Raw genomic sequence first — 24,134 nt, 5'->3', positions numbered from 1 at the left:
AGCTTCAAGATTTTGCAAGTAGTGTGTAAGCGCTTGATGCCTCGTACAGAACGCGTAACACTTAACGTTATGAACCATAAACACAGCGGCATATTGGTCGCCGCTGTCATCATTGTCATTAATTAATGCCCAAGGGACGCTATGCTGCTTGCTGTGAAGGCCCGCTCAAAAGGGGTGACAGAAATAGGGCTCTACGCATGTCGTACGAGCTGGAGGGGCGTGTGAATGGGCACTCGGGAAACGGATCAACAGCTTGTCGAACGTGCCCAGAAAGGCGATACGCGCGCGTTTGATCTGCTGGTAAAAAAATACCAGCATAAAATTATTGGTTTGATCGGCCGCTACGTGCACGACCACTCTGAGGTCCAGGATGTGGCCCAGGAAGCGTTTATCAAAGCCTATCGAGCGCTCGGTAAGTTTCGTGCTGAAAGTGCTTTTTATACCTGGATGTACCGTATTGCTATCAATACGGCTAAAAACCACCTGGTGTCTCGGGGCCGACGGCCACCTGGTAGCGATCTGGACATCGTGGATGCAGAGCTTGTCGATCAGAGCGGCCGACTGGCCGATGCCGAGTCGCCAGAAGCCGCTATCGCACGTGATCAACTTGAAGCCGCCGTTTATGAGGCGATTGAAAAGCTGCCGGACGATCTACGTACGGCGATTACGCTGCGCGAACTGGATGGTCTTGCCTATGAAGACATTGCTCAGATAATGCAGTGTCCAGTGGGGACTGTGCGTTCGCGGATTTTTCGCGCGCGTGAAGCGGTGGATGAACACATTCGACCGTTAGTGACGACCGCACGGAACAGTCGCGATGAATAGTGGTCGATAGAACTGAATAAACACAGTGCTGCTGGAAGTTGCAGGTAGAAGTTGCAGGTAACGGTCAGGACACAGAAAATTACGTTTTTCCTTTTTTTGTGAACTGTCTGGCAGGTAAAGCGTCATACACACCAGCTGCTTCCGTTAAACGGATGAGAACAAGCAGCCGTGACGCTCTAGCTACCATGTCGCATCGAGCGGCTGATGTACCGAAGAATGAGGCAACATGATGCGAGGTGCATTGCACTAAGCGAGTTGTTATCAGATCTTGGCCAGTGGAGTTGTTACAGCGGTCGCTGCTTATTTGCCGTGCTGCGGTAAGGCTTCATTTAACACAGTGTGAGGGTGTGAAGTATGAGTCAAAACACACGGGAATCGCTTTCAGCGTTAATGGATAGCGAAAGTGATGAGCTGGAACTACGCCGAGTGTTGAAGGCACTGCCAAATGATGCTGATGCGGCAGATACGTGGCGACGTTACCACTTGGCTCGTAGCATGATGCAGCGTGAGCGGAGTGTTGATGTGAGTGCCGACCTTTCCGCCGGTATTATGGCGCGTTTACAGGATGAACCTGCTCCGATGACGGCTGACGCCCCAGCGTCAACTCCTGCTCGGTCAAGTAACATCTCTTTTGCTCGCGGCGCCGGTGTTGCGGCAGCAGTATCGCTTATGGTGATTACTGGTGTTCAGTTCTTTGGTGCTGACGGTGAAAGTATTGAACCAGGCAACACTATTGCGGCAACGTCCTCGACGGGAGGAGGCGCAGCGGGTCAGGTTCAGCCTGTCGACCTTGCCGCCTCGCAGCCAGCATCAATGACCTCTGCCGGTATGCCGATGTTTGAACCAACGCCTTTTCGGGTTAATGGTCAAGCGCAAAACGGGCTAATGAACGTAAGCGAGACGGGGTTCGCTTCAGCCGCCGTGGCTCAAAGTGCTCCCGCGCAGCAAGTTAACACTATTGACGTTGATCAGATTAGGCTTCTGCAGTCGTATCTAGAGCAGCATTCTCAGGGCGCCGCTTATGGCAATGGCGACAGCTGGATGCCGTTGATGCGTTCTTCTGTCACTGAACCGCTAGGCCAACGCTAACACGTTATTACAATGTTTCCTGAGTGTGGCACCTGAATACGAGTTTTAAACGCGTATTCGTAAAACCAGGGCTCGGGAACATGCCTTAATCTCTAGATAGGCATTTGAAAGATTGTATGTAATAGCAGGCTAAGAGTGGCTACCGATAGATAAGGGAATACCCCGGATGATGGTGACCTGGCGAAACAGGTGGGTGGCTTCTGCTGCGTTATTGAGCATTAGCCTGTTGCCTTTACAGCTATATGCACAAACTGATGAACCTGACATGTGTGCGGATGCGCCCTCTGAAAATGCATCTGGCAATGTTCAGCTGTGGCTGGAAAGAAGTTTACAAGCGAGCCATTGTTATACTTTTCAAGCACGGGCTGTTGCGATTAATGCCATTGATGTGCGCACGCTAGCGCTTTCACATCGCATTCAGGATGGTATTCGCCAGCAAGTTGTTCAGTTGCTTGATGGTCCCTCTATAAGTGTCGAACGCCGCTCTCGGGTAGGGCAGCTGGCTTGGTCAGCAGAGAGTAAAAACGGTGCATTTCCTTCCCTGGATGGGTGGGTTGAGCACACTTCTCGTTTTTATGATATTTCACTGGATGAAGACGTCCGAGTCGCTGGGCGCGAGGCAGCAACGCTTCGATTTGAGCCGCACGACCAGCAGCGTTATACCCATGAATGGTGGTTGGATAATACAACCGGCTTATTGTTAAAACACGTGTTAAGTGACTCAACGGGTCGTATTTTAGAAACCTTTCAAATAACACAATTAAATGAGCCCGAGCGCTATACAGGTCCGGTTGTCATTGATGCGTTGCCCGTCAGCACAGAGCCCGCTTGGCAGCCTTCATGGCTGCCCGAAGGCTTTGTCGCTCAGCCGACATTCTCCCAGGATGACGACGCGCATCAGCGTTTGTATAGCGACGGTTTGGCCACCATTAGCATTTTTGCCGAGCCTCAAGCGGGGCCGCAAGAGTTGAATCGCGGCGTCCATCAAATTGGTGTTTCGTCGATAGCGGTTGATGAATATGCTGAAGGCGAGCAGTACTGGCAGCTAGTCGGTATTGGTGAAGTTCCCCCTTCAATGCTTCAGCGTATTGTTCAATCGGTTGAGTTCGACTAAATTTTCTTATTTACATTGTGCGCATGTTCTCCAGCTCAATCAGTTCAGCCAAGGTATTAGTGCGTTGATGAAATCTGAAGGTGATGCCTTGCTGCGCACCGGTCGCGTTGTTGGCTACACCCCGCGTGGGCTGTTAGTCGATGTGTCGGTGAAAGAGAGCTGTCAGCAGTGTGCCCAGGGCCGTGGATGTGGCATGGGCGTGTTGGCGCGTCAGCAGCACCAGCGTATCGAAGTAAAAACCTCTTATGTTTCCTCTCAACTTTGCGAGCACTACCCGCTTGGCACAAGCGTAACGCTTACTCTTGGCCGTTCTGATATTACCCTGTTAGCCTTGCTTGTCTATGCGCTGCCGCTATTGGTTGCGCTACTGTTATCAGGAGGGGTTGCAGCGTTAGACGGGGCTGTGTGGTGGGCACCTGCCAGTTTTTTTATGACGCTGTTCGTTGGATGTGTGATTTTAAAAAAATTGCTTAGCGGGCGAACGGAACGCTTTCGCCCTCAATTGGTCAGTTAGGCGTCCTGCATCTCATGGTGAGTTGCACTTCCTTCGTTTGATGTCTGCTTTATTAGGAGCTCTTACATGAAGCGCTTGGTTCTTCCTTCCGCATTATGGCTATGGTTAGTTACATTATTGATGATAGGCCAAAATGCCTATGCCTATAATTTACCCGATTTCACTGAATTGGTTGAAGAGGCTGCGCCAGGCGTTGTCAATATTTCAACCAGCCGTACCGTGCAACGCAGCAGCGGCCCTTCCATGGGTGGGTTCGGCGGGCAAGAGATACCTGAAATTTTCCGGCATTTTTTTGGTGATAGTTTTCCCACGCCGCCAGGCAGTGGCGGACAAGGACGTAGTGAAGAGCGTCAGTCGCTGGGGTCTGGGTTCGTGATTAGCGATGATGGCTATATCATGACTAACGCCCACGTTGTCCAGGATGCTGATGAGATATTGGTGCGCTTGAATGACCGTCGAGAGCTCTCCGCTGAGTTGATCGGCAGCGATGCTCAGACCGACGTTGCACTTTTAAAAATTGATGCTTCTGAATTACCGGTCTTGAATCTTGGCAATTCTGACGATCTTAAAGTGGGTGAGTGGGTGGCTGCGATTGGCTCTCCGTTTGGGTTTGATCACTCAGTCACTGCAGGCATTATCAGCGCGATTAATCGCACATTGCCGCGTGATGCCTACGTTCCCTTTATTCAAACGGATGTGGCGATCAACCCAGGTAATTCCGGTGGGCCGCTGTTTAATCTTGACGGAGAAGTCGTCGGGATTAACTCGCAAATCTTTACCCGTAGCGGCGGCTTTATGGGGCTTTCATTTGCGATTCCCATTAATGTCGCCATGGACGTTGCTGATCAACTGCGTGAAGAGGGACGCGTTGATCGTGGTTGGCTAGGCGTCATGATTCAACCTGTATCTCAGGATTTGGCCGAATCCTTTGGTATGGAAAACGCAAGTGGGGCCCTCATTGCTGACCTTGACCCGGAAGGCCCTGCAGCGCAAGGCGGCTTACGTGCTGGTGACGTGATTACAGGTGTCAATGGCGAAGAGGTTGATCGCTCAAGCACACTACCGCGTTTAATTGGTCGTGTTGCTCCTGGAAGTGATGTGGAACTTACCTTAATGCGCGATGGCGAAGAGGTAACGGAGACGGTAGCGCTGGGTCATTGGCCCGATTCCGAAACAGCCTCACAGGGTGATGAAAGCAACAATCAGGTGCGTTTGGGGATTTCGGTTGCCGAGTTGGATGACGCGATGCGTGAGCGCTTGAATATTGAGGGGGGCGTTGAAGTGCGTCAGATGGAGCCTGATAGCGTTGCCGCTCAGGCGGGCCTCCACGTTGGCGATGTACTGGTAAGTGTTGATCACCGCAGCGTGTCTTCTCCGGATGAGTTGTTAGACATTGTTGAACAGCTACCAAGTGATCGGGCAATTCCAGTGCGTGTTTACCGTGAGGGTCGCTCACTGTTTTTAGCTTTACGCCTGGAATAATCCCTTCTCTGCCTACCCAGTCCGGCGGTTCTCGCCGGACTGCTGTTCCTATCCCGCACATATCGCTACAATAGCGCTTATCTTTTTAACGGAAATAGGCAAAGTGGCCAACATGCCAGCTGTTTTCGGGCTTTAAACTCTCGAGGCGGCTGGTAATAAAGCCGCTTACGTACCACTAAGGCAGACCACTCTCGATGTCCCACGACGTTTCTAGCAGTAATTTAAAGAATATAAGAAACTTCTCAATTATCGCTCATATCGATCACGGGAAATCAACGCTCTCTGATCGCTTGATCCAAACCTGCGGTGGATTGACCCAGCGCGAGCTTAAAGAGCAAGTGCTCGACTCCATGGACATTGAGCGCGAGCGTGGTATCACCATTAAAGCGCAATCGGTGACGCTCGATTACACTGCGGCCGATGGCGAGGTGTATCAGCTTAATTTCATCGATACACCAGGCCACGTGGATTTTTCCTACGAAGTATCGCGCTCGCTGTATGCTTGCGAAGGGGCGCTGCTGGTCGTAGATGCGGGCCAAGGGGTTGAGGCGCAGTCGGTGGCTAACTGCTATACCGCCATCGAGCAGGGCTTGGAAGTATTGCCCGTCCTCAATAAAATCGATTTACCCCAGGCCGACCCGGACAAGGTGGCGCAAGAGATTGAGGAGATCATTGGTCTCGACGCCACTGACGCCTGCCAGGTGTCCGCCAAAAGCGGTATCGGCATTGATGGACTGCTTGAACGTTTAGTGCGTGATATTCCGCCGCCCAAAGGTGACCGGAATGCACCTCTGCAAGCGCTGATTATTGACTCCTGGTTTGATAACTATCTAGGTGTTGTCTCGCTGGTGCGCTTGTTTGATGGCACGCTGCGCAAGGGCGACAAGATCCGAATCAAGTCAACGGGCCGCGACTGGAACGCCACTGAAGTGGGCATTTTTACTCCGTTGCGCAAAGAGACCAATATCCTGCGTGCGGGTGAAGTGGGCTTTATTGTCGCAGGTATTAAAGAGATTCACGGTGCGCCGGTGGGTGACACTATCACGCATACCAAAACGTCCGACGTGCCGCGTCTGCCTGGTTTTCAGAAGGTGAAGCCTCAGGTGTATGCCGGCATGTTCCCCGTCAGTGCTGATGACTACGAAGACTTCCGAGATGCGCTTGAAAAGCTCGCGCTTAACGATGCCTCTTTAGAGTATGAGCCGGAAAACTCGGATGCCTTGGGCTTTGGTTTTCGCGTAGGTTTCCTGGGCACGCTCCACATGGAAATTATCCAGGAGCGGCTTGAGCGCGAATACGATATTGATCTGATTACCACCGCACCTACCGTGGTATACGAGCTTGCGATGAAAAATGGTGACGTCACTTACGTCTCCAACCCCTCCAAGCTGCCGGATATGGCAGACGTGGATGAGATGCGTGAGCCCATCGTGCGGGCCAGTATTCTGGTGCCTCAGGAGTTCGTGGGTAATGTCATTACCGAGTGTGAGCAGCGCCGTGGTACCCAGAAAGACATGCAGTTCCTGGGTAACCAGATTCAGTTAGCCTATGAGTTGCCGATGTCGGAAGTGGTCATGGACTTCTTCGACCGCCTGAAATCCATCTCCCGCGGTTACGCGTCGCTTGAGTACAATTTCGAGCGTTTCGAAGAGGCCAAGCTGGTGCGCCTGGACGTGCTGATCAATAGCGAAAAGGTCGATGCCCTCGCGGTGATCATCCACCGTGATCATGCTCATAGCCGCGGCCGGCTGCTGGTCGAAAAAATGAAAGAGCTAATTCCGCGCCAGATGTTTGACGTGGCCATTCAGGCCGCTATCGGTGGTCAGGTAGTGGCGCGCTCTACCGTAAAAGCCCTGCGTAAAAACGTAACGGCAAAATGTTATGGCGGTGATGTAAGCCGTAAGAAAAAACTGCTGGAAAAACAGAAAGCCGGTAAAAAACGGATGAAGCAGGTGGGGCGCGTTGAAATTCCCCAGGATGCCTTCCTCGCTGTGCTCAAGGTTAACGACTAGGGAAGGTTTCCTTTATGGATTTTTCATTACTGCTGGTATTGGCCGTTGTAATTTCAGGGGTCGTTTATTTTATCGATGTGATTTGGTTGCGGCCTAAGCGTCGTGAGCGGTTGGCGAAAGCAGAGGAAGCCGCTGCTGGGAACCTTGACGCACCAACACAGGAAAAACTTTTAAAAGAGCCTTGGCCGGTCGATTATGCGCGCTCTTTTTTCCCGGTACTTCTGGTGGTATTGGTAGTACGCAGTTTTATTGTCGAACCGTTTCAAATTCCATCGGGTTCAATGCGGCCCACGCTTGAAGTAGGCGATTTTATCCTGGTGAACAAGTTTGCCTACGGCTTGCGTTTGCCGGTGGTTCACAACCGTATTTTGGAGGTTGGTGAGCCTGAGCGTGGCGATGTGATGGTGTTTCGCTTCCCGGATGAGCCATCGGTCAACTTTATCAAACGGGTGGTAGGCCTTCCGGGCGACCGTATTCGCTACGAAGATAAGCAGCTTTATGTGAACGGCGAACTGGTCACTAAAACGTTATTGGAAGAAGGCCCCGATGCCTCGCCACAAGAGCTATTATTAGAAGAGCAGTTGGGTAGCGTGCGCCATACTATCTACAACAACCCCCGCGACCCAGGACCGCAAATGCGCGAAGTTGAAGTGCCTGAAGGTCACTACTTCATGATGGGCGATAATCGCGATCACTCCAACGATAGCCGTTACTGGGGGTTTGTACCGGAAGAGAATATCGTGGGTCGTGCATTTGCTGTTTGGATGCATTGGGACGGCGGGTTGCCCAGCTTTAATACGGTGCGACGGATTGAATGAATAAGTTTATGTCAGCCTTGGTTAGTCATGTCACTAATAGTTAACGTCAATGACGTAGGAGCCTTGTGAGTAATCCTTTAAACGCTTTTTGCCGACGAATCGGCCATACCTTTGGCGACGAAACGCTCTTGGAACTGGCCATGACGCACCGAAGCTACGGTGGTCGTAACAATGAGCGCCTGGAATTTTTGGGTGATTCAATTGTTAATTTCGTTATCGCAGAAGCCTTGTTTCAACGTTTTCCTCAGGCGCGGGAAGGGCAGTTATCGCGCCTTCGCGCGCGTTTGGTGAAAGGCCAAACGCTTGCTGAACTCGCCCGTGAAATGACCTTTGGCGAATGCTTGCGCTTGGGGTCTGGGGAAATGAAAAGCGGAGGGCATCGCCGTGAGTCGATTCTCGCCGATGCGGTTGAAGCGATAATTGGTGCCATTTATCTGGACGCCGGTATGGACGTTGTCCGGGAACGCGTGCTTTCCTGGTACGCCGAGCGTCTAGAGAATATCTCGTTACAAGATACCCAGAAAGACCCTAAAACACGCTTACAAGAGTTTTTGCAGTCGCGTCAGTCAGCGCTGCCGCGCTATGAAGTGGTCTCTGTAAAGGGCGAGGCGCATGCCCAGACCTTTACCGTGGAGTGCTACATTGAGCTACTAAGCAAGCATACCACCGGTAAAGGCCCTAGCCGCCGCCATGCTGAACAGCAAGCGGCAGAAGAAGCGCTTTCGTACCTTGAGAAAAAACCAGGAGACAAATCATGAGCCAATCCTGCGGCTTTGTGGCCATTGTTGGACGGCCTAACGTAGGCAAATCAACCCTCATGAATCGTATTCTGGGGCAAAAAATCTCAATTACCTCTCGGCGTCCGCAAACCACGCGCCATCAGGTAATGGGTATTAAGACGGTTGAAGATACGCAGTTTATTTACGTGGATACACCGGGCATGCACATCATGTCCAAAGACCGTAATAAAGCCATCAACCGCTTTATGAACCAGGCGGCTACCCAAGCACTTCGTGATGTTGACTGTGTGGTCTTTATTATTGATCGTACCCGTTGGACTGACGAAGACCAGGCGGTACTCAAACGTCTTGAGCATGTTAAGGCACCGGTTATTCTCGCCGTCAATAAAGTGGATCGTCTACAGGATAAGGGCGATTTGCTACCTTGGCTTGCTGAAGTGGGTGCGCGGCGTGAGTTTGCAGCCGTTGTGCCTATTTCAGCCAAGCACGGCACTCAGGTAGAAACGCTGGAAGAGGAAGTGGCTAAATACCTGCCAGAAAGCGTGCACTTCTTCCCAGAAGACCAGATTACCGACAAGAGCCTGCGCTTTATGGCCGCTGAGCTGGTGCGTGAAAAAGTCATGCGTCAGTTGGGTGACGAGTTGCCCTACCAGATGACCGTTGAGATCGAAGAGTTCCGCGAAACCGAGCGCATCACTCATATCAGCGCGCTGATTCTGGTGGAACGCCAAGGGCAGAAAGTCATCCTGATCGGCGAAAACGGTGACCGAATCAAGAGCATTGGCCGCGAGGCGCGCCTGGATATGGAGCGCGCGCTGGGCACCAAGGTCATGCTGAATATGTGGGTAAAAGTGAAGCGCGGTTGGTCCGATGACGAGCGTGCCCTGAAAAGCCTGGGTTACGACCTCGATTGAGTGTCGCAATGTCAGCGGAGCCCGCTTTTTTACTGCACCGCAAGCCCTACCGTGAAACCAGTGCGTTAGTCGATTTGCTGACGCTTAATAATGGCCGTATCCGCGCCGTTGCCCACGGAGGGCAGCGGCCGGGGTCCAAATCGCGTCAACGACTACAGCCGTTTACGCCACTGTTTGTTAGCTGGCGCGGCGAACGCGATTTGAAACGACTAACATTGATGGAGTCGCGTGGACAAACGGCATTACTGGCAGGAGAGGGCCTTCTATGCGGTCTTTACGCGAATGAAATCGCCACCCGGCTGCTGCCGCTAGAACTCGCTGCGCCAGATGTTTTTGCCTTCTATACGGCGTTGCTTGAAGCGCTTCCAATGCCTTCCGAGCGCGCTCTTGCCTTGCGGCGGTATGAATGGGCGTTGTTGGATGCGCTTGAAGCTACCCCGCGCTTTTGCACGCCAGATAATAACGTGCTGGACCCGCAAGCCCGCTATCGGTTTGATGCACAAAGCCGTGCTTTTCTTCCCGCAGAGCAGGGGCTTGAAGGGCGCGCATTGCGTTATATTGAGCAGGGTGACTGGCAGCATACGGGGCTCGCGAGCGTTCTTAAATCGGTCATGCGGGCGGCTCTGGCACCGCATTTGGGGTCTACTGCGCTGCGCTCCCGGGAGCTAATGATGGCATTGGCCCGCCGGCGACAGCCATAGTTCATGCTTATGATTTTTTGGAATGGAGATAGTTATGCATCCTCCGCGCATTCTACTGGGCGTTAATATCGACCATATCGCCACGCTGCGTCAGGCACGTGGTACCCGCTATCCGGACCCGGTACAGGCTGCCTTGTTGGCTGAAGAAGCGGGCGCAGATGGCATTACGGTGCATTTACGCGAAGACCGCCGCCATATACAGCTTCGCGATGTCAGGCTGTTGGCGGAAGTGTTAAATACCCGCATGAATTTAGAGATGGCGGTGACCGAAGAGATGCTGGCGCTGGCTGAAGAGGTGCGCCCAGCACACGTATGCCTGGTACCAGAAAAGCGTGAAGAACTCACCACAGAGGGCGGGCTGGATGTGGTCGGTAGTTTTGAGGCGATTGCCAAAGCATGTGAGCGGCTTAAAAACGCAGGCTGCGATGTATCGCTGTTTATCGACCCTGACGAAGCACAAATCGATGCGGCTCATCGCGCTGGTGCCCCAACGATTGAGCTGCATACCGGTGCTTATGCAGAAGAGAAGCTGGGGAGTGACGCCGCAAATGCTGAGTATCAGCGCTTAACCGCAGCAGCGATGCAGGCCGTTTCCCTGGGGCTGGTGGTTAACGCTGGGCATGGACTTCATTACCATAATGCAGAAGCAATAGCCGCACTGCCTGGGGTGAATGAGCTGAATATCGGTCACGCAATTATTGCTCGGGCGCTGTTTGTTGGCCTCAAAGAGGCTGTCCAGGAAATGAAGCGCCTTATTATTGCAGGCCAGGAAGCGGGGTTGATGGCGGCTTTAGATGCTCACGATCATGAACATGACCATGCAGATGACCATACGCATGGTCATCATGACTGCTGTGGTCACTAACACATGATTGTGGGGATTGGTTCTGATATTGCCCGGGTAGCGCGTTTTACCCGGGCAGTTGAGCGCCATGGGTCACGTTTTGCTCAGCGTATTTTGGGAACTGACGAATACGCGATATGGCAGCAAAAAGGCGAACCGGTGGCTTACTTGGCGAAAAGATTTGCCGCCAAAGAAGCGTTTGTAAAAGCACTAGGGCTTGGCCTTCGAGGCGGCATGCAGTGGGGGGATATCCAAGTGGTTAATGACCACCTGGGGAAGCCCTTTTTACAGTTGAGTCGTGAGGCCAAGCGGCTAATGCAGGCATCCGGTGCGACGACCAGCCATATCACGCTAAGTGATGAAGCGGAGTACGCAGTTGCCTTTGTCATTCTGGAGCGTTAGGCCCACGGGCCAGCCTGCTTCGATGAGTACGCAAGCGTGCCATTGCGGTGTACAACGCTTCCAGGAGGCTGCCCACATGACTGAGCCCGCTGGTGCGTAACCGCGTCTCAAGGGTTTCTACCAATAGGGCTAGCTCAGGTGCGCCGCAGTAACGGCTTGCTCCATTGAGCCCATGTACCCAGTCAAGCAGCATCGCCAGGTTTTTCTGGGCATAGGCGGCACGCATTTGCGTTTCTGTTTCATCCAGGCTGTCAATCAGGCGTATAAGCTGTGCATAGGCAACGCTCTCTTTACCGCCCGCAAGCTTTGTGCCCATGGTTAAATCGACGGCCGCGAGTGCTTCACTGGCAAATTCAGTAGTGCCTTTTCGTTGCAAGGCTGCCGTTGATGTAACGGTAGGCAGAGAAGGGGTTACGGCCAAAAAACGCAGCAACAATTGTTGTAGCTGCGCCTCATCAACAGGCTTTATCAGTACATCATCCAGCCCAGCCGCCAGCCACTGCTGACGTTCGCTGCTTAAGGCATGAGCGGTTACCGCAATAATAGGGCAGCGTGACCAGTGATTATTGATACGGCGCAGCGCCTGACTGGTTTCAACGCCGTCCATACCCGGCATACGAATATCCATTAGCACCATGTCAGCCGTGTAATTAACTGCCAAGGCAAGCGCTTCATGCCCACTATCGGCAAGCGTAATACGTAGCTGATCCGTTTCAAGCAGCGCCTTAAGCAGCTCACGGTTGGAGGCATTGTCATCAACGATCAAAATATCAATGACGGAAGCGTCCGTTGGCGGAGGCGCTTTTGATTGAGCGGACGCTATCTCTTGATCTGCGGGCTGCAGCAAATGGCGCAATGTCGTGACCAACTGGGCTCGAGTGAAAGGTTTGCAGAGCATTTCCCCACCATGAGGAAGCTCCCAAGGCGGTAAGTCATAGCTGGTGGTATTTGCCAGAATCAATACGGGGCAGGCGGCTTGATCAATCAAATCTCGCCAGTAGTCTCTCTTCCCTATTTCGAACTCATCTTGATCCAGGCATAACATCAGCAGATCTTCGGGTTCATTAGCGGTAAAGGCGACGGGGGTAGCCCCCCAGCGCTCTAGCAAGTACTCAAGCGTATTGCGAGTAGGCGTATGGGTTTCATAAAGACGTACGACCGGGCTTTTCAGAGTAAGCTCTGCGGGGCGTTCGCCGCTTTGGTTAGCCAATAGTGGAAGGGTAAATGAGAACGTTGAGCCGTGGCCTACCTCGCTTTCCACGCTGATAGTGCCGCCCATTCGCTCAATCAACTGGCGGCAAATCGATAAGCCCAGCCCGCTACCGCCAAATTGGCGTGAATGGCTGGGTTTTGCTTGGGAAAAGGCGCTAAAAAGCTGTTTTTGATGCTCTTCACTCAAACCAATGCCGCTATCACTAATACTGATACGCAGTACCACGTGCTGACCTTCCTGGGTGTCGAGCATCACACGAACAATAACGTCGCCTTCGTGGGTAAACTTGAGTGCATTGCCGATCAGGTTACTAAGCACCTGATGAATACGCAGCGGGTCGCCGCTAAGCGGCGTAGGCACATCATCGTAAATCATTGCCACCAAGTGCAGGTGTTTACGTTGCGCCTCAGGCGCATGCAAGCCAATCACTTCATCCAAAAGCGATACAATATCAATGTCGACTTCTTCAAGTGTGAGGCGATTTGCTTCAAGTTTGGAAAAATCGAGCACGTCATTGACGAGCATTAGCAGGTTGTCACAGGCACGGTGAACGTGCTCTAACCACCCCTGTTGGCGGTTATCCAACCTGGAGCGGCCCAGTAACCGGCAAAAACCGATAATGCCATTGAGTGGCGTGCGTATCTCATGACTCATATTGGCTAAAAATTCGGATTTAACGGCATTAGCACGAAGCGCGCTGCGGTGGGCCAGGTCGAGCTTGATATTTTGCTCTTCAATGGTTTCCATTGATTCCTGCAATTCGCTGGTCGCCTGCTCAATCTGGGTCTGCATATCGCGCTGCGACTGCTGAAAGTGCTCAGCCAGGCTATTCACATGAACGGCTAGTTGGCGAAGTTCGCTTGGTCGTGCAGGCGTTAACTGCAGCCGATAGTCGCCACGAGATAAGCGATATAAGGCCTGGTTAGCTTCCTCAATAGGCCGGGAAATATACCGACTAACAGCAAAGGCACCCAGAAAAAGCAGTAGCCCTAACAGCATGCCGCCCAGGCTTAAACTGGCCAACAGTTTGTAGCGTTCAAGCGTCAAGGGGCGGGCGTTTGCCTCGGCTTCAAGCCAGCCCACCCCTGTCGGGTTCATGTTGGGGAGCGCGCTATCAAGAGGGACTAGAAGTCGCCAAATATGCTCTTCTTCTTCTATCAGGGGGGCACTGGGCGCTGTTAAACGTAGATGAGGTGGGGTGGAGCGGCCTAGCACGAACAAACGGTTACCTTGCTCATCAAAGAGGCTGACAGAACTAAGCCCATAACGGTCCAGCAGCCGTCGAGAAAGCCTTTCCATACGCTGGAAGTCTGCGTCTACCATGGCGAGCTGGAAACTTGGGGTTAATAGCTCACCGGCATCTTTAAGTCGCTCGTGAAGCGCAGCACGTTCAGCTGTATCACTTTGTACCATGAGCAAAATAGCCATCATGGCGTACACCAGAAGCGGAAAGCCGAGTAGCGCGAACAGCAAACGCGTGTTTAAAGACATGGAAGAAACTCGTTGATTCAATGTGGTTGCCTGTCCAGCGTACGACAGCACCGATATAATGCAGCATAACGGTAATGATAAGGAACGTGTGATGAATTATCCCATGCTAGAGGATGTGGTTGGCAACACTCCCTTGGTGCGTTTGAAGCGGATCACTGCTGGGCGCAACAATACGCTGTTGGCGAAGCTTGAGGGCAACAACCCCGCTGGTTCGGTAAAGGATCGTCCCGCGCTTTCGATGTTGAACGAAGCGGAAGCGCGTGGAGAAATAAAACCAGGCGATACCCTGATCGAGGCAACCTCGGGAAATACTGGTATTGCGCTCGCCATGGCGGCGGCTATCAAAGGCTACAACATGGTTCTGGTGATGCCTGAGAATGCGTCGGAGGAGCGTAAGCAGGCCATGGTGGCTTACGGCGCGACGCTGATTTCTGCCAGTAAGGCCGGTGGTATGGAAGAGGCCCGGGATATTGCCGATGCCATGATTGAACGGGGCGAAGGCAAGCCGCTGAACCAGTTTTCCAATCCGGACAACCCCTTGGCGCACTACCGTACAACGGGGCCTGAAATATGGCAGCAAACCCAGGGGGAGGTTACCCATTTTGTAAGCTCCATGGGCACAACGGGCACTATTATGGGGGTATCTCGCTACCTCAAGGAGCAGAACGACGCTATTCAGATTGTCGGCTTGCAGCCCTCTGATGGCGCCAGCATTCCCGGTATTCGCCGTTGGCCGCAGGCGTACCTGCCCGAGATTTTTGAAGCCCCGCGGGTAGATATTACGCTGGATATAAGCCAGCAAGAGGCTGAAAGCAATATGCGCCGTCTGGCCCGTGAAGAGGGCATTCTGGCGGGTGTTTCATCGGGCGGCAGTCTTGCGGGTGCGCTGCGTATTGCTGAGCAAGTAGAAAACGCGGTCATCGTGTTTGTTGTGTGTGATCGGGGGGATCGTTACCTCTCAATGGGCCTATTCGGCCCGGAGCTATAAATGGCCATGCTGGGTAAGCGGCGCCCATCGCGCGCTGCATCAGGCAAATCAGGGCTGGTACGCCAGCCCGCTGCTAAATCAACAAGTGCTTCTGACACGAGTGATGCGCTGGTGGTTGAGCGATTGGCGCATGATGGCCGGGGAGTTGCTCATGACGCCACAGGTAAAACCGTGTTTATTGACCGGGCGCTTCCCGGCGAGCGTGTTGACGCTGCCGTGCATGTCAACCGCAAACGCTTTGATGAAGCGCATGTAAAAGCGCTGCTACACCGTTCGCAACAGCGCGTTGAGCCCCCCTGCGTTTATTTTGGCCAGTGCGGTGGTTGCCAATTGCAGCATATGGCGATTGAAGCACAACGCACGCATAAACAAGACGTTCTGTGCGAGCTGTTTGCTCGTCAGGGTATTCAGCTGGGACCGCCCCATGTGCTTCATGGCAGTTCGGAGCACTATCGCCGCCGAGCGCGACTAGGCGTAAAAATAGATGGGCAGGGGAACGTGTTGCTAGGGTTTCGCGCAGCCCATAGTCATCGGTTAGTCGATATTCATCAGTGCCATGTATTGGTGGAGCCCTTACAAGCGCTTTTGCCTCCCTTGAGGGCCTTGTTAGCAACGCTTGAGGCGCCGCGTCTGGTGGGCCATATCGAGTTATTGGCCACTGCGTCGGAATGCGTGCTCTTGGTCCGCCAGCTTAAAGCACATGCGCTGGATGCCGAGCGCTGGCAGGCGTTTGCCAAGCAACAGGGGGTTGCGCTTGGCGCGTGGCTGGGCCGCGAGTCTGCCAGTCTACACTGGTACAGCGCTGAACCGGTGCTGGAAGAGACCCTGCAGATAGAAGGCCAACCACCGCTCACGCTCACCTTTGCTCCCGGCGATTTTTTACAGGTTAATGCTGACGTCAACCAACAAATGGTGGCGCAAGTGGTGAAATGGCTTGCCCCCGCGCCTGGCCAGCATGTTATGGACCTGTTTGCCGGAATGGGTAACTTTAGCCTGCCCATCGCCTCGGGCGGTGCCAAGGTACATGCCGTTGAAGGCAGCGCTTCAATGGTTGCGCGCATCAGCAGCAATGCGGCGCGTAACCGGCTAGACGTAAGTGCACAACAGACTGATTTAAGCGATAGCGCAGCGGTTGAGACCTTGTTGAAAAACCAGCAGCACCTTGATGCACTGGTGCTGGACCCACCGCGTAACGGTGCAGAAACAGTGTGCAAGGCGCTGGGTCGTTACCCGGTACCCAGGCTTGCGTATGTGTCGTGTGACCCGGCAACGCTTGCCCGTGATGCGGCGTACTTGGTGCAGGCAGGCTATCGTATTAAGCAAGTAGCAGTGGCAGATATGTTCCTGCACACTGCACATATGGAATCGCTTATGCTGTTCGAGTACGAAGGCTAGTCCGCCTATCGCATCAAGCCACGGTATTCGCCGTCAAGACGAATACCCTGAAGGGATGAGTAAGAGTCATGGTGAAAGTGCGTGAAGACCAGCCGCTAATGGATAGCGGCGGGGTAGACATACAACAATGGTTAACGCGCCTGCAAGAAGATGTGCGTCTAAGCGAGCCTGAGCGTCTTATTGAAGCCTGCGAACTGGCAGAGCAACTCGAACGTGAGGCGCCTCGTACTCATCGTGAATGGCTATCTCTTGGTTCAAGCTTCCGTATGGGGCTTGAAATGGCAGACATTTTGGCAGACCTAAAGCTTGACCAGGCGACCCTGGAAGCGGCAGTGCTCTATCGCGCCGTGCGCGAAGGACTGTTGAGTCTGGAGGCCGTTTCCAAACGGTTTGGCAGTGAAGTTGCCACGTTAATTGATGGCGTCCTGCAAATGGCTGCCATCAGCTATCCACACGCTCCCAACCACGGTATGGCCCAGCATAATCAGCAGGAAAACCTGCGTAAAATGCTGGTCAATATGGTGAGCGATGTTCGCGTTGCGCTCATTAAAATCGCCGAGCGCACCTGTGCGCTGCGTCAGGTCAAGGATGCTCCGCTTGAAAAATGTCTGCAGGTAGCCCGCGAAGTCGCCGACATTTATGCACCCCTCGCGCATCGCTTAGGAGTGGGGCAAATCAAGTGGGAACTTGAAGACCTGTCGTTTCGCTATCTGCACGAAGAAGAGTACAAGGCGATCGCCAAGCTGCTTGCTGAGAAGCGCCTGGATCGAGAGCACTATATTCATGACGTGGTCGAAACGCTTAAAACGTTGATGGAAGCTCAGCATATTACCCATCACGACGTGAGTGGCCGAGCCAAACATATTTACTCGATCTGGCGTAAAATGAAGCGCAAAGGGATCGAATTTTCTGACGTACACGACGTTCGTGCAGTACGCATTTTGGTGCCAGAAGTCACCGACTGCTACACCGTATTAGGGATTGTTCATTCGCGCTGGCACCATGTTCCAGACGAATTTGACGACTATATAGCCAACCCTAAAAAGAATGGCTATCAATCGCTTCATACTGCGGTGGTCGGGCCTGAAAACAAAGTCCTCGAAATTCAAATCCGCACGTTTGCCATGCATGACGACGCAGAACTTGGGGTATGTGCCCACTGGCGCTATAAAGGGCACGACACCAACGCGAAAAGTCGCAGCTACGAAGAAAAAATTGCCTGGCTGCGTCAAGTGCTTGAGTGGCAGGACGAAGTGGGTGATTTTGGTGATCTGCGCGAAGGGCTTTCAAGCGACGTTGCCCCGGACCGCAACTATGTCTTTACGCCTGACGGTCATGTTATCGACTTGCCGCGTATTGCCACCCCGATTGATTTTGCATACCGGGTTCATACCGAAATTGGCCACCGTTGCCGGGGTGCCAAAATTAACGGGCGCATTGTTCCGCTGACCTATGAGCTTAAAACGGGCCAGCAGGTGGAAATTCTTACCGCCACCAAAGCCGGGCCAAGCCGCGACTGGCTCAATCCTAATCTTGGCTATGTGCGCACGTCACGAGCGCGCGCCAAAATTCAGGCATGGTTTAAGCATCAGGCCAGAGGCCAGAACCTGGAAGAGGGCCGGGTACTTTTTGAGCGCGAAATGCGCCGTCTTGATGTCGACGGGTTGGACCTACCCAAATTGGCCGACGCGGTTAATTATCAAAACGCTGATGATATGTATGCCGCTATCGGGGCAGGCGACCTGCGTATCGGGCAGGTATTGAACCAGGCCCAGCAGTTATTTGGCGAGACTGACGATCAGGAACAGCTGGAACGTTTACTTGCCAAACCGCGCAAGCAGCCGAACAAACCCCCTAAAAGTGACATTACCGTGCTTGGCGTGGGCAATCTTAAAACCAGCATGGCTAACTGCTGCCGCCCCGTTCCGGGTGAGCAGATTGTGGGGTTTATCACCCAAGGGCGAGGAGTTACCGTACACCGTCAGGACTGCAGCAATATCCTCCAACTGCGTATGGAAGAGCCCCAGCGGATCATTGAAGTAGAATGGGGCGAGCGCGCCCATACGCGTTATCCGGTCACTATCGAAATCCAGGCTTGGGATCGCTCGGGCCTACTGCGCGATGTGACGGGCCTTCTAGGCAATGAGAAAGTCAATGTGCTGGCGGTGAATACGCTAACGGATACCAACGAAGGCATCGCCCGCCTGAGGATTACGTTAGAAGTGGATGGACTTGAATCTTTGGGGCGGCTCTTCTCACGTATTCAGCAACTGCCCAATGTGACCGAAGTGCGCCGCCTGCGAAACGCAGACCCTGAAAAAGGTGCCTAATATGGAGCGGCTTGATGCGCTATGATCTGGATGACCTGCTGACGTTAATGCAGGTACTGCGCGACCCCGAGCAAGGGTGCCCGTGGGATATTAAGCAAGGCTGGGACAGTATCGTTCCTCATACGCTGGAAGAAGCCTACGAGGTTGCCGATGCCATTGAGCGGCGCGCCTTTGATGAACTGCCGGGGGAGCTTGGCGATTTACTCTTTCAAGTCGTTTATTACGCTCAGTTTGGTGCAGAAGAGCAGCGCTTTGATTTTCACGATATTGTACATACATTGACGGCTAAAATGCTGCGCAGGCACCCGCATGTGTTTCCGGAGGGTACGCTTGGCTCGCGTAGGCCGCCAGGTGTTAGCGCTGAAGCGCTACAGACCCAACAGATTAATCAGCGCTGGGAGTCACTTAAGGCGGAAGAGCGCGCCCAACGTGTCATTGAGGCGCCTTCGGTACTTGATGACGTACCTCGCGCGTTGCCTGCGTTAAGCCGAGCGAACAAGCTTTCAAAGCGCGCTGCCCGGGTAGGTTTTGATTGGCCCGATACGCAGGGTGTTCTGGATAAAATTCGTGAAGAGCTGGGTGAGGTAGAAGAAGCACTGGCGACAGGAGATACACGCCATGCTCAGGAAGAAGTCGGTGATTTACTGTTTGCGGTAACCAATTTAGCCCGCCGTCTGGGTGCTGATCCTGAACAGTGCTTGCGTGGAACCAACCGTAAATTTGAACGTCGTTTTCGCTATGTGGAGCATGCCTTAAGCGCAGCCCATCGACCGATAACGGAAGCCTCGCTGGAAGAGATGGAAGCTCACTGGCAGGCGGCTAAACATCAAGAATAAAGCATAAATTGATCATTAATAATGACGCGACCCCGCTAGGAGGCCTTGCCAATGAGTCACGACCTGCACGAATCGCTGCGCGATAACGTACGCATTTTAGGAGATAGCCTGGGACGCACCATAGCGGACGACCTGGGACAGGCATTTGTAGATAAAATTGAGACGATCCGAGCGCATGCCAAGCAAGGTCGTCAAGGTGACTCACTCCAGCAGCGCGCACTTATTGAGTATTTACGTCAGTTACCCGAGCGTGATCTGCTACCCGTTACGCGTGCCTTTAACCAGTTCTTGAATCTTGCCAACATTGCCGAGCAGCACTATCGCGCACGTTTTCGCCGTGTAGAAGACTACAAACCCGGCACCCAGCCAACCCTCAACGGGCTGCTTGAGCGGGCCCAACTGGCGGGTAATTCACCTCGTAAGCTGGTCGAAACACTCGCCAATATGCGGGTGGAACTGGTGCTTACTGCCCACCCGACAGAAGTTATTCGCCGTACACTAATCCAAAAATACGACGCAATTGATGAGTGCCTAACCGCCATCGAAGGTTCTGGCGACTATCCAGAGCGCGGTACGCGTGCTCACGGGCGGTTAGAAGAATTGATTAGCCAGGCATGGCATACCGATGAAATTCGCCATGAGCGGCCAACCCCGGTTGATGAAGCCAAATGGGGGTTTGCGGTTATCGAGAACTCGCTATGGCAAGCCGTGCCTGACTTCCATCGTGATCTGGATAATCTACTGCTGGATACTGCTGGTGAGCGCCTTCCGCTGGACGCTGCACCCATTCGCTATGCTTCATGGATGGGGGGCGACCGGGACGGCAACCCTAATGTTACTTCACGAATCACCCGAGAAGTGCTTCTTCTGGGGCGCTGGATGGCCGCAGACCTTTACCTGCGCGACCTGGAACAGCTTAAAACTGAGCTTTCCATGTGGAAGGCCAATAGCGCACTAAAAGCAGAAGTGGGCGATGTCGCCGAGCCGTATCGCGAGCTGCTTAAACGCCTTTTAGCCAAGGTGGAAGCAACCCGGGACTGGGCCAAGGCGAAGCTTGATGGCCGCAATTACGACGGCGGGCCGATTATTGAAACTCGCGACCAACTTTATGCGCCGCTGCTGGCTTGCTACCGCTCTTTATGCGATGTGGGTTTGGACACCATTGCCAATGGTGCCTTGCTCGATACGCTGCGCCGCGTCGCCGTGTTTGGAGTAACGCTGACCAAGCTGGATTTACGTCAAGAAGCCAGCCGCCACGCCCAAGTGATCGAAGAACTCACCAGCACATTAGGCCTGGGACACTACCAGGAGTGGAGCGAAGCTCAGCGCCAGGCGTTCCTGTTGGAAGAGCTGGCGTCTAGCCGACCCCTGATCCCACGCCGTTGGGAGTGTTCTGCCGAGTGTCGTGAAGTACTGGATACTTTTAAGGTCATCGCCCAAGAGCATTCAGAGGCACTGGGTACCTACATTATTTCCATGGCTGGCGAGCCGTCAGATGTACTGACCGTTGCGCTGTTAATGAAAGAGGTGGGTGGCCAAGTCACGCTGCCCATTGCACCACTGTTTGAAACCCTCAACGACCTGGATCACGCGGGTGCGGTTGTCGAACAGCTCCTGTCTCTGCCTGGTTACCGAGCACTGATTAATGACCGTCAGGAAATCATGATCGGTTACTCCGACTCTGCCAAGGATGCCGGGCAACTGGCGGCTGCCTGGGCGCAGTATCGGGCTCAGGAAGCGCTGGTTAATGTGTGTGAAAAACACGGTGTTGACCTGACCCTGTTCCACGGCCGCGGCGGCACCGTCGGCCGTGGGGGCGGCCCCGCTCACGCAGCGATCTTGTCGCAGCCACCGGGCTCGGTAAACGGCAGTTTGCGGGTGACAGAGCAGGGAGAAATGATTCGCTTCAAGTTCGGCCAGCCGGATATCGCGCTGCGGTCAATGGAGATCTACGCTTGCGCGGTGCTTGAAGCCACCTTGCTACCGCCACCGGCGCCTGACCCCCGCTGGCGCGAAGAGATGGATAAGCTCGCTCACATTGCGCACGTCGGTTATGTGGGCGTGGTGCGCGAGGACCCTGACTTTGTGCCTTACTTCCGTGCGGTAACGCCAGAAGGGGCACTAGGCAGGCTGCCGCTGGGGTCACGCCCCACCAAGCGGCGTCAGGACGGTGGCGTGGAAACGCTGCGTGCGATTCCGTGGATTTTCGCCTGGACCCAAATTCGACTAATGCTGCCCGCATGGCTAGGCAGTGGCGAAGCGTTCCTGCAGCGCCTGGAAGAGCCCGGCGGACGCGAGCTGCTCCAGGAAATGCGTGATCAATGGCCATTTTTTGGCACCTATCTGGATATGTTGGAAATGTTACTGGCCAAAGCTGATGTGGCCATTGCGGCGTACTACGAGCACCGGCTAGTGGATGAGCCATCCTTAAAAGCCTTAGGCAAAAAGCTTCGCGAGCGTTTTGAGCGCTTGGAAAACGTGGTGCTGGAAATACTCGAGCAGGATGAGTTGCTTGAGAAGACGCCACTGATCCGCCAGGCCATTGACGTGCGTAACCCCTACATTGACCCGCTGCATGGGCTGCAGGCTGAGCTTTTACAGCGTAACCGCGACGCCGATGGCGCGATCAGCGGTGACCTTTCCCGGGCGCTAATGGTGACTATGGCAGGTATCTCGGCGGGGCTGCGCAATACGGGTTAATTAGCGGCAACATTAGAAATGCGTATACCGCCAGTACGGCTGGCGGCATTTATGTATGTTCTCAGGAGGCGGCAATGAATTTGGATGCTCAAGCGGTGTTGCAGTTTTGGTTTAATGAACTAACCCCGGCGCAGTGGTTTAAGAAAGACACCGAGATGGACGCCGCTATCATGGCGCGTTTTGGAGAGCTGCACGGCCATGTTGTCCAGTGCGAATGTTATACGTGGCGGGATACACCGCAGGGGCGTCTGGCCGAAATTATTGTGCTTGATCAGTTTTCGCGCAATATGTACCGCGATAATGCCCGCGCGTTTGCGTTTGATGCACTCGCGCTTGCCCTCGCCCAGGAAGCCGTGGCAGCAGGTGCCGACATGACGTTAACGCCTGAAGAGCGCAGCTTTGTATATATGCCTTATATGCATAGCGAATCGAAAACGATTCATGCCCAGGCAATGGTACTCTTCGACCAGCCAGGGCTTGAAAACAATCTTGATTTTGAAGTTCGTCATAAGGCGATTATTGACCGCTTTGGTCGTTACCCTCATCGCAATATGCTATTGGGGAGAGCGTCCAGCGATGAAGAAATCGCCTTTCTAGAACAGCCTGGCTCCTCTTTCTAGCGGCGCTTTTATCCACTTTTAGCCTTACGGCGTGTTATGTCATTACGAAAATCGACTCGAATCAATAAATATATTAGTGAAAGCGGCCTTTGCTCGCGCCGTGAGGCAGACCGCTATGTAGAGCAGGGCAATGTCTGGATCAACGGCCGTCGTGCGACAACCGGTGACCAGGTAGTGGCTGGTGACCGTGTAAAGGTGAATGGTCAGGAAATTGAACCCCAAGAGGAAGAGGACTTTATTCTGATTGCGCTCAATAAGCCTGTTGGTATTGTGAGCACGACTGAATCGAGTGAAAAAGACAATATTGTTGAGTTCGTAAAACATGGAGCACGTATTTTCCCCATTGGTCGGCTGGATAAAGACTCCCAAGGGCTGATTTTTTTAACCAATAATGGGGATCTGGTTAATAAAATCCTCCGTGCCAACAACAATCACGAAAAAGAGTACCAGGTAACGGTCAACAAGCCGATTACGGAGGAATTTGTTGAGGGGATGCAAAAGGGTGTGCCGATTCTTGGCCAGGTCACCAAGAAGTGCCAGGTGCAGAAAGTGTCCACTTTTGTGTTCACTGTCACGCTAGTGCAGGGGTTAAATCGCCAGATACGCCGGATGTGCGAATACTTCGGTTATGACGTTACCCAATTAATACGCACGCGGATCATGAATGTGTCTTTGAAGGGATTGGCGCTGGGTGACTGGCGTGATTTAACGCCCAAAGAGGTGGAGACCATCATTGCCCTGACGGAGAGCGCTAACGATAGTGCAGCGCCTCCTAAACCGGCTAAGCCGAAAGCCAAGCCTCGGGCACCTACTGGGCAACATCCACGTAAGGGAAAACCGGGAACGGGGGCAAAATCCGATAGCGCTGGCAAAGCGGCGGGCAGTAAATCGCGCTCAAACGCCAAGGGCAAGCCCGGTACTTCCAAAGCTCACCCAAAAGCAAAAGCCGCAGCGGGCGGCAAACCGGCAGCCCAAGGTAAACGTAATGGTAAGCCTTTCGGTAAAGGGCAGCCTGGGGCAGGTAAACCAGCAGCGCGAGGAAAAGCGCCGCGTCCCAAAACGAAACACTAGGCTTTTTAGGCGATGAAGGTAAAGGTCGTTAAACC

Annotated in this window: 20 protein-coding genes; 19 read left to right on the top strand and 1 reads right to left on the bottom strand. The window is 53.5% G+C overall.

Translation table 11 applies throughout. The features are described from left to right. Positions 1 to 225 precede the first annotated feature (225 nt). The 12 genes from rpoE (at position 226) to acpS (ending at position 11,455) form a co-directional block, all read left to right on the top strand. Positions 226 to 825: an RNA polymerase sigma factor RpoE gene (gene rpoE / locus CZ787_RS11345; protein ID WP_087109228.1), complete on the top strand. Its 600-nt coding sequence runs from the start codon at positions 226 to 228 to the stop codon at positions 823 to 825. 354 nt (positions 826 to 1,179) lie between these two features. Further along, positions 1,180 to 1,914, top strand: a complete 735-nt coding sequence (locus CZ787_RS11340; protein ID WP_087109226.1) for a sigma-E factor negative regulatory protein — start codon at positions 1,180 to 1,182, stop codon at positions 1,912 to 1,914. A gap of 265 nt (positions 1,915 to 2,179) precedes the next feature. Further along, the gene (locus CZ787_RS11335; RefSeq protein ID WP_254908615.1) at positions 2,180 to 3,028 is read left to right on the top strand and encodes a MucB/RseB C-terminal domain-containing protein; all 849 of its coding nucleotides are present in this window, start codon (positions 2,180 to 2,182) and stop codon (positions 3,026 to 3,028) included. 67 nt (positions 3,029 to 3,095) lie between these two features. Then, positions 3,096 to 3,542 carry a SoxR reducing system RseC family protein gene (locus tag CZ787_RS11330; RefSeq protein WP_176372213.1) on the top strand — a complete coding sequence of 149 codons (447 nt, stop codon included), beginning with the start codon at positions 3,096 to 3,098 and terminating at the stop codon, positions 3,540 to 3,542. 66 nt (positions 3,543 to 3,608) lie between these two features. Next, positions 3,609 to 5,024 carry a DegQ family serine endoprotease gene (locus CZ787_RS11325; RefSeq protein ID WP_087109221.1) on the top strand — a complete coding sequence of 472 codons (1,416 nt, stop codon included), beginning with the start codon at positions 3,609 to 3,611 and terminating at the stop codon, positions 5,022 to 5,024. 194 nt (positions 5,025 to 5,218) lie between these two features. Next, positions 5,219 to 7,036 (top strand): translation elongation factor 4, encoded by a 1,818-nt coding sequence (gene lepA, locus CZ787_RS11320; RefSeq protein WP_087109219.1) that lies wholly within the window; start codon positions 5,219 to 5,221, stop codon positions 7,034 to 7,036. Between the two features lie 14 nt (positions 7,037 to 7,050). Continuing rightward, positions 7,051 to 7,854: a signal peptidase I gene (gene lepB / locus CZ787_RS11315; RefSeq protein WP_087109217.1), complete on the top strand. Its 804-nt coding sequence runs from the start codon at positions 7,051 to 7,053 to the stop codon at positions 7,852 to 7,854. A gap of 65 nt (positions 7,855 to 7,919) precedes the next feature. Next, complete coding sequence (rnc, locus tag CZ787_RS11310; protein WP_087109215.1) at positions 7,920 to 8,612, top strand: ribonuclease III; 693 nt, start codon at positions 7,920 to 7,922, stop codon at positions 8,610 to 8,612. Continuing rightward, complete coding sequence (gene era / locus CZ787_RS11305; RefSeq protein WP_087109213.1) at positions 8,609 to 9,508, top strand: GTPase Era; 900 nt, start codon at positions 8,609 to 8,611, stop codon at positions 9,506 to 9,508. Before rnc ends, era begins: the two co-directional genes overlap by 4 nt. An 8-nt stretch (positions 9,509 to 9,516) precedes the next feature. Continuing rightward, positions 9,517 to 10,209 carry a DNA repair protein RecO gene (gene recO / locus CZ787_RS11300; protein WP_087109211.1) on the top strand — a complete coding sequence of 231 codons (693 nt, stop codon included), beginning with the start codon at positions 9,517 to 9,519 and terminating at the stop codon, positions 10,207 to 10,209. Between the two features lie 34 nt (positions 10,210 to 10,243). Further along, positions 10,244 to 11,074 (top strand): pyridoxine 5'-phosphate synthase, encoded by an 831-nt coding sequence (pdxJ, locus tag CZ787_RS11295; RefSeq protein WP_087109209.1) that lies wholly within the window; start codon positions 10,244 to 10,246, stop codon positions 11,072 to 11,074. Between the two features lie 3 nt (positions 11,075 to 11,077). Beyond that, a complete protein-coding gene (gene acpS / locus CZ787_RS11290; protein WP_087109207.1) occupies positions 11,078 to 11,455 on the top strand; it encodes a holo-ACP synthase in 378 nt (125 codons plus the stop codon). On the opposite strand, the gene CZ787_RS11285 is transcribed toward acpS, so the two are convergent. Then, the gene (locus tag CZ787_RS11285) at positions 11,439 to 14,159 is read right to left on the bottom strand and encodes an ATP-binding protein (protein WP_087109205.1); all 2,721 of its coding nucleotides are present in this window, start codon (positions 14,157 to 14,159) and stop codon (positions 11,439 to 11,441) included. The two genes, acpS and CZ787_RS11285, sit on opposite strands and share 17 nt — an antisense overlap. 91 nt (positions 14,160 to 14,250) lie before the next feature. Here CZ787_RS11285 and cysM point away from each other — a divergent pair, with 91 nt between their 5' ends. The 7 genes from cysM to rluF all read left to right on the top strand — a co-directional run bounded on the left by cysM (position 14,251) and on the right by rluF (position 24,099). Beyond that, positions 14,251 to 15,147 carry a cysteine synthase CysM gene (gene cysM / locus CZ787_RS11280; RefSeq protein WP_087109203.1) on the top strand — a complete coding sequence of 299 codons (897 nt, stop codon included), beginning with the start codon at positions 14,251 to 14,253 and terminating at the stop codon, positions 15,145 to 15,147. Continuing rightward, positions 15,148 to 16,542, top strand: a complete 1,395-nt coding sequence (gene rlmD / locus CZ787_RS11275; RefSeq protein WP_087109200.1) for a 23S rRNA (uracil(1939)-C(5))-methyltransferase RlmD — start codon at positions 15,148 to 15,150, stop codon at positions 16,540 to 16,542. It begins immediately after the preceding gene. 68 nt (positions 16,543 to 16,610) lie between these two features. Beyond that, positions 16,611 to 18,872: a GTP diphosphokinase gene (gene relA / locus CZ787_RS11270; RefSeq protein ID WP_087109198.1), complete on the top strand. Its 2,262-nt coding sequence runs from the start codon at positions 16,611 to 16,613 to the stop codon at positions 18,870 to 18,872. Positions 18,873 to 18,886: 14 nt separating this feature from the next. Next, positions 18,887 to 19,708: a nucleoside triphosphate pyrophosphohydrolase gene (gene mazG, locus CZ787_RS11265; protein ID WP_087109196.1), complete on the top strand. Its 822-nt coding sequence runs from the start codon at positions 18,887 to 18,889 to the stop codon at positions 19,706 to 19,708. Positions 19,709 to 19,759: 51 nt separating this feature from the next. Next, positions 19,760 to 22,408 carry a phosphoenolpyruvate carboxylase gene (gene ppc, locus CZ787_RS11260; RefSeq protein WP_087109194.1) on the top strand — a complete coding sequence of 883 codons (2,649 nt, stop codon included), beginning with the start codon at positions 19,760 to 19,762 and terminating at the stop codon, positions 22,406 to 22,408. A gap of 74 nt (positions 22,409 to 22,482) precedes the next feature. Further along, entirely contained in the window at positions 22,483 to 23,028 is a 546-nt protein-coding gene (locus tag CZ787_RS11255) for a DUF924 family protein (RefSeq protein WP_087109192.1), read from the top strand. A 36-nt stretch (positions 23,029 to 23,064) separates the two neighbouring features. Beyond that, the gene (gene rluF, locus CZ787_RS11250) at positions 23,065 to 24,099 is read left to right on the top strand and encodes a 23S rRNA pseudouridine(2604) synthase RluF (protein WP_087109190.1); all 1,035 of its coding nucleotides are present in this window, start codon (positions 23,065 to 23,067) and stop codon (positions 24,097 to 24,099) included. The last annotated feature ends 35 nt before the right edge of the window (positions 24,100 to 24,134 follow it).

The sequence above is a fragment of the Halomonas citrativorans genome (assembly GCF_900163645.1).
Taxonomy (GTDB): domain Bacteria; phylum Pseudomonadota; class Gammaproteobacteria; order Pseudomonadales; family Halomonadaceae; genus Vreelandella; species Vreelandella citrativorans.
Note: the sequence above shows the minus strand (reverse complement) of the source record. Positions and strands in the feature narration are given on the sequence as shown.

Bases quoted from the DNA above. Each gene is read 5' to 3' on its own strand.
- rpoE (WP_087109228.1), top strand. From the start codon at position 226: ATGGGCACTCGGGAAACGGATCAACAGCTTGTCGAACGTGCCCAGAAA.
- CZ787_RS11340 (WP_087109226.1), top strand. From the start codon at position 1,180: ATGAGTCAAAACACACGGGAATCGCTTTCAGCGTTAATGGATAGCGAA.
- CZ787_RS11335 (WP_254908615.1), top strand. From the start codon at position 2,180: ATGTGTGCGGATGCGCCCTCTGAAAATGCATCTGGCAATGTTCAGCTG.
- CZ787_RS11330 (WP_176372213.1), top strand. From the start codon at position 3,096: ATGAAATCTGAAGGTGATGCCTTGCTGCGCACCGGTCGCGTTGTTGGC.
- CZ787_RS11325 (WP_087109221.1), top strand. From the start codon at position 3,609: ATGAAGCGCTTGGTTCTTCCTTCCGCATTATGGCTATGGTTAGTTACA.
- lepA (WP_087109219.1), top strand. From the start codon at position 5,219: ATGTCCCACGACGTTTCTAGCAGTAATTTAAAGAATATAAGAAACTTC.
- lepB (WP_087109217.1), top strand. From the start codon at position 7,051: ATGGATTTTTCATTACTGCTGGTATTGGCCGTTGTAATTTCAGGGGTC.
- era (WP_087109213.1), top strand. From the start codon at position 8,609: ATGAGCCAATCCTGCGGCTTTGTGGCCATTGTTGGACGGCCTAACGTA.
- recO (WP_087109211.1), top strand. From the start codon at position 9,517: ATGTCAGCGGAGCCCGCTTTTTTACTGCACCGCAAGCCCTACCGTGAA.
- pdxJ (WP_087109209.1), top strand. From the start codon at position 10,244: ATGCATCCTCCGCGCATTCTACTGGGCGTTAATATCGACCATATCGCC.
- acpS (WP_087109207.1), top strand. From the start codon at position 11,078: ATGATTGTGGGGATTGGTTCTGATATTGCCCGGGTAGCGCGTTTTACC.
- CZ787_RS11285 (WP_087109205.1), bottom strand. From the start codon at position 14,159: ATGTCTTTAAACACGCGTTTGCTGTTCGCGCTACTCGGCTTTCCGCTT.
- cysM (WP_087109203.1), top strand. From the start codon at position 14,251: ATGAATTATCCCATGCTAGAGGATGTGGTTGGCAACACTCCCTTGGTG.
- rlmD (WP_087109200.1), top strand. From the start codon at position 15,148: ATGGCCATGCTGGGTAAGCGGCGCCCATCGCGCGCTGCATCAGGCAAA.
- relA (WP_087109198.1), top strand. From the start codon at position 16,611: ATGGTGAAAGTGCGTGAAGACCAGCCGCTAATGGATAGCGGCGGGGTA.
- mazG (WP_087109196.1), top strand. From the start codon at position 18,887: ATGCGCTATGATCTGGATGACCTGCTGACGTTAATGCAGGTACTGCGC.
- ppc (WP_087109194.1), top strand. From the start codon at position 19,760: ATGAGTCACGACCTGCACGAATCGCTGCGCGATAACGTACGCATTTTA.
- CZ787_RS11255 (WP_087109192.1), top strand. From the start codon at position 22,483: ATGAATTTGGATGCTCAAGCGGTGTTGCAGTTTTGGTTTAATGAACTA.
- rluF (WP_087109190.1), top strand. From the start codon at position 23,065: ATGTCATTACGAAAATCGACTCGAATCAATAAATATATTAGTGAAAGC.